This window comes from Pseudomonas sp. 18.1.10 (assembly GCF_024655625.1).
In the GTDB taxonomy this organism is placed as follows: Bacteria; Pseudomonadota; Gammaproteobacteria; order Pseudomonadales; family Pseudomonadaceae; genus Aquipseudomonas.
Genome location: NZ_JANLGL010000252.1, coordinates 1 through 7,181, shown reverse-complemented (window position 1 = coordinate 7,181; position 7,181 = coordinate 1). Strand labels below are relative to the sequence as shown.

Annotated in this window: 6 protein-coding genes; 1 reads left to right on the top strand and 5 read right to left on the bottom strand. The window is 60.5% G+C overall.

The window, feature by feature from the left end; all coding sequences use genetic code 11:
• Positions 1-85 precede the first annotated feature (85 nt).
• From NUV89_RS26030 to murJ, 5 genes are all read right to left on the bottom strand, one after another.
• Entirely contained in the window at positions 86-523 is a 438-nt protein-coding gene (locus NUV89_RS26030; protein WP_177325344.1) for a peptidylprolyl isomerase, read from the bottom strand.
• A gap of 7 nt (positions 524-530) precedes the next feature.
• Positions 531-1,043 (bottom strand): signal peptidase II, encoded by a 513-nt coding sequence (lspA, locus tag NUV89_RS26025; protein ID WP_017737909.1) that lies wholly within the window; start codon positions 1,041-1,043, stop codon positions 531-533.
• Positions 1,036-3,867: an isoleucine--tRNA ligase gene (ileS, locus tag NUV89_RS26020; RefSeq protein WP_257783575.1), complete on the bottom strand. Its 2,832-nt coding sequence runs from the start codon at positions 3,865-3,867 to the stop codon at positions 1,036-1,038. The genes lspA and ileS overlap by 8 nt, the downstream gene beginning before the upstream one ends.
• 14 nt (positions 3,868-3,881) lie before the next feature.
• Positions 3,882-4,820 carry a bifunctional riboflavin kinase/FAD synthetase gene (gene ribF, locus NUV89_RS26015; protein WP_257783574.1) on the bottom strand — a complete coding sequence of 313 codons (939 nt, stop codon included), beginning with the start codon at positions 4,818-4,820 and terminating at the stop codon, positions 3,882-3,884.
• A 119-nt stretch (positions 4,821-4,939) separates the two neighbouring features.
• Entirely contained in the window at positions 4,940-6,478 is a 1,539-nt protein-coding gene (gene murJ / locus NUV89_RS26010) for a murein biosynthesis integral membrane protein MurJ (protein WP_257783573.1), read from the bottom strand.
• A gap of 254 nt (positions 6,479-6,732) precedes the next feature.
• On the opposite strand from murJ, the gene rpsT reads away from it, so the two are divergent.
• Positions 6,733-7,011 carry a 30S ribosomal protein S20 gene (rpsT, locus tag NUV89_RS26005; RefSeq protein WP_003171647.1) on the top strand — a complete coding sequence of 93 codons (279 nt, stop codon included), beginning with the start codon at positions 6,733-6,735 and terminating at the stop codon, positions 7,009-7,011.
• Positions 7,012-7,181: the final 170 nt, after the last annotated feature.

The following is a 7,181-nucleotide window of genomic DNA, read 5'->3' as shown; positions in this document are numbered from 1 at the left end:
TGCAGTGGGTCAGTAAATACATCTGTTGACTGACACTCAGCATTCGCGAGCAAGCCCGCTCCCACATTTTTAACCGCGTCGTTGATCAGAGCGCTTTAACGTCGATGATTTCAACGTCAAAGGTCAAGGTTTTACCGGCCAACGGGTGGTTGAAGTCGATGGTCACTTGCGTGTCATCGAAGGTTTTCACCACGCCAGGCAATTCGGTATTCGCCGCATCATTGAAAATCACCAGCAAGCCTTCCGACAGGTCCATGCCTTCGAACTGCGAACGCGGGATGATCTGCACGTTTTGCGGGTTGGGCTGGCCAAAGGCGTTTTCCGGCAGGATTTGCAGGTTGCGCTTGTCGCCAGCCTTGAAGCCGAACAGAGCCGCTTCGAAACCCGGCAGCAGGTTGCCGTCGCCGACCTTGAAGGTCGCCGGGGCTTTGTCGAACGTGCTGTCGACCGTGTCGCCATTCTCCAGGCGCAGTGCGAAATGCAAGGTGACTTCCGTGTTCTGGCCGATGCGTTGCTCAGCCAATACCTGATCAGTCATTGACGGTCTCTCCGGTTTTCTTACTTTTGAACATGTCCAACGCCAGCATGATCGCACCGACGGTGATGGCGCTGTCGGCAAAGTTGAACGCCGGGAAGTACCAGCGGTTCTGCCAATGCACGAGGATAAAGTCGATCACATGGCCCAGGGCAATGCGGTCGTACAGGTTGCCCAGCGCGCCGCCCAGCACCAGGGCCAAGGCGATGGCCAGCCAGGTGTCGTCGCGGCCCAGGCGCTTGAGCCAGACCACCAGCACCGCACTGACCACCACGGCGATCAGGGCGAACAGCCAGCGCTGCCAGCCGCCACCGTCGGCAAGGAAGCTGAACGCCGCGCCGGTGTTGTAGGCCAGGGTCCAGCTGAAGTAGTCGGGAATGACCACGATCTGCTGGTACATCTGCAAGGCGCCTTCGAAGTGAGCCTTGCTGACCTGGTCGATGACCAGGACCAGCACGCTCAGTACGAGCCAGCCCAGGCGTCCAAAACGACTGGCTGCATTAGGCATAGTGACGAACCTCGCCAGCACCGCTGATGTTGTCGACGCAACGACCGCAGATTTCCGGGTGCTCAGGGTTCACGCCGACATCTTCACGGCAGTGCCAGCAACGGGCGCACTTGGCGAAGGCCGACTTGACCACCTTGAGCTTGAGGCCCGGTACTTCGGTGGCGACCGCGTCCGCCGGGGCCTGGGCGAATGGCGCCAGGCTTGCGGTGGAGGTAATCAGCACGAAGCGCAGTTCGTTGCTCAGCTTGGCCAGGTCGGCGCTCAAGCCTTCCTCGGCAAACAGGGTGACTTCGGCTTGCAGGTTGCCACCGACGGCCTTGGCCGCACGCTGCACTTCCAGCTCCTTGTTCACCGCAACCTTGACGGCCATCACGCCTTCCCAGTACTCGCGGCCCATTTCGAAGTCGGCCGGCAGTTCGGTCAGGCCTTCGTACCAGGTGTTGAGCATCACGGACTCGTTACGCTCGCCCGGCAGGTATTCCCACAGTTCGTCGGCGGTGAAGGCCAGGATCGGGGCGATCCAGCGCACCAACGCTTCGGAGATGTGATACAGCGCGGTCTGCGCCGAACGGCGTGCCTTGCTGTTGGCGCCGGTGGTGTACTGGCGGTCCTTGATGATGTCGAGGTAGAAACCACCCAGCTCCTGCACGCAGAAGTTGTGGATCTTCGAGTAGACGTTCCAGAAGCGGTATTCGCCGTAGTTTTCCTGCAACTCGCGTTGCAGCAACAGGGTGCGGTCCACGGCCCAACGGTCCAGGGCGAGCATGTCCTCGGCCGGCAGGATGTCGGTGGCCGGGTTGAAACCGGTCAGGTTCGACAACAGGAAGCGTGCGGTATTACGGATGCGACGGTAGGCATCGGCGCTGCGGGCCAGGATCTGGTCCGACACGGCGATCTCGCCGGAGTAGTCGGTCGACGCCACCCACAGACGCATGATGTCGGCGCCCAGGGTGTCGTTGATCTTCTTCGGCTCGATCACGTTTTTCAGCGACTTGGACATCTTGCGGCCCGTCTCGTCGACGGTGAAGCCGTGGGTCAGCAGTTCGCGGTACGGCGCGTGGTTGTCGATGGCGCAACCGGTCAGCAGGGACGAATGGAACCAGCCACGGTGTTGGTCCGAACCTTCCAGGTACAGGTCGGCACGCGGGCCGCTCTCGTGACCCATCGGGTGCGAGCCACGCAGGACGTGCCAGTGGGTGGTGCCCGAGTCGAACCACACGTCGAGGGTGTCGCTGATCTTGTCGTACTGCGGCGCTTCGTCGCCCAGCAGTTCGGCGGCGTCCATCTTGAACCAGGCTTCGATGCCTTCCTGTTCAACGCGCTGGGCCACGACTTCCATCAACTCGACGGTGCGTGGGTGCAGCTCGCCGCTTTCCTTGTTCAGGAAGAACGGGATCGGCACGCCCCAGTTACGCTGGCGCGAGATGCACCAGTCCGGGCGGTTGGCGATCATCGAGTGCAGGCGCGCCTGGCCCCAGGCCGGGACGAACTTAGTCTCTTCGATAGCCTTGATCGCGCGGTTACGCAGGGTGTCGCCACTGGTGGGCTCTTTGTCCATGCCGATGAACCACTGCGCGGTGGCGCGGTAGATCAGCGGCGTCTTGTGGCGCCAGCAGTGCATGTAGCTGTGCTGGATGGTGGCGGTTTGCATCAGCGCACCGACTTCACGCAGCTTTTCGATGATCGGCTGGTCGGCCTTGAAGATGAACTGGCCGCCGAAGAACTCCAGCGACGGCACATACACGCCGTTGCTTTGCACCGGGTTGATGATGTCATCGTTGACCAGGCCGTACTTCTTGCAGATCACAAAGTCGTCTACGCCGTAGGCCGGCGAGCAGTGAACGATGCCAGTACCCGAACCCAGTTCAACGTAGTCAGCCAGGTACACCGGCGACAGGCGGTCATAGAACGGGTGACGGAAGTTGATCAGCTCCAGCGCGGTGCCGGTGGTGGTGGCGATGACCGAACCTTGCAGCTCATAGCGCGCCAGGCAGGCTTCGACCATTTCTTCGGCCAGTACCAGCAGGCGATCACCGACGTCCACCAGGGCGTAGGTGAATTCCGGGTGTACGTTAAGCGCCTGGTTGGCCGGGATGGTCCACGGGGTGGTGGTCCAGATCACGATGGCGGCAGGCTTGGCCAGCGATGCCAGGCCAAAAGCCTCGGCCAGCTTGGCGTCGTCGGCGATCGGGAAGGCCACGTCGATGGTCGAGGACTTCTTGTCTTCGTACTCGACTTCCGCTTCAGCCAGGGCCGAACCGCAGTCAAAGCACCAGTTCACGGGCTTGAGGCCCTTGAACACAAAACCGCCCTTGACGATTTCGGCCAAGGCGCGGATTTCACCGGCCTCGTTCTTGAAGTTCATGGTCTTGTACGGGTTGTCCCACTCGCCGAGCACGCCCAGGCGGATGAATTCGGACTTCTGCCCTTCGATCTGCTCGGTGGCGTAGGCACGGCACAGTTCGCGGGTTTTATCCGCGCCCAGGTTCTTGCCGTGGGTCACTTCGACCTTGTGTTCGATCGGCAGGCCATGGCAGTCCCAGCCCGGGACGTACGGTGCGTCGAAGCCCGACAGGGTTTTCGAGCGCAGGATCATGTCCTTGAGAATCTTGTTCAGCGCATGACCGATGTGAATCGTGCCGTTGGCATAAGGAGGGCCGTCGTGCAGGACGAACTTCGGACGATCCTTGCCAATCTCGCGCAACTTTCCGTACAGGCCAATACTGTCCCAGCGCTGCAGGATCTGCGGTTCGCGCTGTGGCAGGCCGGCCTTCATTGGGAAGGCGGTGTCCGGAAGGTTTAGCGTGGCTTTATAGTCGGTCATTTAAGGCTCTTCGGTTAGCGATGGGCGCTAGGTGCGGCTAGTGCACGGGCGGCGGCGACATCCGCATTGATCGCCGTTTTCAACGCCTCAAGGGAGGCGAAACGCTGCTCTTCACGCAGCTTTTGGTGGAAAACCACCGTCAAACGCCGGTCATACAGATCACCGGCAAAATCCAAAAGGTGAACTTCCAGGTGGGCCTTGCCATCACCTGCAACCGTGGGCCTGACGCCTATGTTGGCGACTCCCGGCCACGGTTGGCCGTCGATATCGACACTCACCAGGTAAACCCCGGTGAGTGGCACACGACGGCGCTTGAGCTGCACGTTGGCGGTTGGCGTGCCCAGTTGGCGCGCCAGCTTCTGGCCGTGCAGGACCCGCCCGGCAATGCGGAACGGGCGACCGAGCAAACGCTCGGCCAACGCGAAGTCGGCAGCGGCCAGGGCGTTTCGCACCTGGGTACTGCTCACGCGCAGGCCGTCCAGTTCGACGGTTTGCGCGGCTTCGACGGTAAAACCTTGATTAGCGCCAGCCTGCTGCAGGAAATCGAAATCGCCGACGCGGTCGCAGCCAAAACGAAAGTCGTCGCCGACCTCCAGATGCTGCACGCCCAGGCCGTCCACCAGGATTCGGTCAACGAACTCGGCGGCGCTAAGGCTTTGCAAACGCTGGTTGAAGGCCAGGCAGAGGACACGGTCCACGCCCTCTTCGGCCAGCAGTTGCAGCTTGTCCCGCAAGCGGGCCAGACGTGCCGGCGCCGTTTCGGGGCTGAAATATTCCCGCGGCTGTGGCTCAAAAATCACCACGCAGCTGGGCACGCCCAACTCGACCGCACGCTCGCGCAGCCTGGCCAGGATAGCCTGGTGGCCACGGTGAACACCGTCAAAGTTGCCAATAGTGGCGACGCAGCCCCGATGCTGGGGGCGCAGGTTGTGGAGACCTCGAACCAGCTGCATAACGCGCTTCTTGCTCATAAAGTGGTCGATTATAACCACACCCAGCCCCGGACGACAGGCAACAGAACAGGCCAAATGGGTCGAATCGATAAAACAGCCGTTTTATCGCGGCAAACGCTCTAGCCAATCGACTTGCGATTGAAATCCCGCAGGCGGAAGCCTTGCAGCAGCAACATCCCGAAGTACACCACCACACCGGCCACGACCAGCACGCCAAGCCGCAGGAAACGCTCCAGCATATGGCCTTCGTCCCAGGCCGGCATAAAGTGCATCAGGCCGAGCAATACCGCCGACATCGCCGCCACCGCCACCACCAGCTTGAGGGCAAACAGGCCCCAGCCGGGCTGCGGCTGGAACATCTGCTGCTTGCGCAGTTGATAGAACAGCAGCCCGGCGTTGATGCACGCACCAGCGCTGATGGCCAGGGCCAGGCCGGCATGGGCCAGCGGACCGATGAATACCAGGTTGAGCAGTTGCGTGACGATCAGCGTGAAAATCGCGATTTTCACCGGCGTACGGATGTTTTGCTGGGCATAGAAGCCCGGCGCCAGGACTTTGATCACAATGATGCCGAGCAGGCCGACCGAGTAGGCGACCAACGCGTGCTGCGTCATCAGGGCGTCATGGGCATCGAACTGGCCGTATTGGAACAGCGACACGGTCAGCGGCTCGGCCAGAATCCCCAGTGCCAGGGCGCACGGCAGCACCAGAACAAAGCACAGGCGCAGGCCCCAATCGAGGATGCGCGAGTATTCCTGGCGGTCCTTGCTGGCGTAGGTGCGCGCCAGGGTTGGCAGCAGGATGGTGCCCAAGGCCACGCCGAGCACCCCGGACGGCAGTTCCATCAGGCGGTCGGCGTAGTACATCCACGACACCGAACCCGACACCAGTAGCGAGGCAAACGCGGTGTTGATAATCAGGGAAATCTGACTGACGGACACCCCGAGGATCGCCGGCAACATATTGCGCATCACGCGCCAGACACCGGTGTCCTTCAGATTGAGGCGTGGCAGCACGAGCATGCCGATCTTTTTCAGGTGCGGCAGTTGGTAGAGCAACTGTGCCAGGCCTCCGGCCAGTACGGCCCAGCCCAGGGCCATGACCGGCGGATCGAAGTACGGCGTGAGGAACAGCGCGAAGATAATCATGCTGACGTTCAGCAAGGTCGGCACGAAGGCCGGCACCGAGAAGCGGTTCCAGGTATTGAGGATCGCCCCGGCCAGGGATGACAGGGAAATCAGCAATATATAAGGAAAGGTCACCCGCAGCAGGTCGGTGGTCAGCGCGAATTTTTCCGGGGTATTGGCAAAACCGGGGGCCGTCGCCCAGATCACCCAGGGCGCAGCGAGCATGCCGAGGACAGTGACCAGCATCAGCACCAGGGTCAGCAGGCCCGAGACATAGGCAATAAAGGTGCGCGTCGCTTCCTCGCCCTGCTGGGTCTTGTATTCGGCCAGGATCGGCACGAATGCTTGGGAAAATGCGCCCTCGGCGAAGATCCGCCGCAGCAGGTTGGGCAGTTTGAACGCGATGAAAAAGGCATCCGTGGCCATGCTGGCGCCGAAAATGCGCGCCAGCAGGGTGTCGCGCACGAAGCCCAAAACCCGCGAGATCATGGTGATTGAGCTGACGGCGGCCAACGATTTGAGGAGGTTCATTGAAAGAGTTTGCGCCTATTAGATAAACAGCAGGCGAACAACGCGCCTACTTATGCGATACTGCGCGCCTGCAACAGCACAGAGCCAAAGCTCGCGAGTTTACAGGTCAAGCGCCGGAAATAAATCACCCGCCTCTTCAGATCGACCACTCAGCAGTTCGCATCAGCCGCCCTTGACAACACATCAAGTCATCGGCATGATTCGCGGCCTATTTTGTTTGCTATTTCCTAAAAAGTCTTTCGAGGAGCTCGACGGTGGCCAACACACCTTCCGCCAAAAAACGTGCAAAACAGGCTGAGAAGCGTCGCAGCCACAACGCCAGCCTGCGTTCCATGGTTCGTACCTACATCAAGAATGTAGTTAAAGCCATCGACACCAAAGACGCTGAAAAAGCTCAAGCAGCTTACGTTCTGGCTGTGCCTGTTATCGACCGTATGGCCGATAAAGGCATCATCCACAAGAACAAGGCCGCTCGTCATAAGAGCCGTCTGAATGGCCACATCAAGGCTCTGAACGTCGCTGCAGCAGCCTAAGTGGTAACAACTGCCGCGTAACCCAGGTTACGCAACAGTTAAGAAATGCCCCGTACCGAAAGGTGCGGGGCATTTTTGTTTGTGGGAGCGGGCTTGCTCGCGAATGCGGTGAGTCAGTAAAAGATCTGTCTCTTATACACATCTGACGCTCCCGACGATACTTCAGCTGT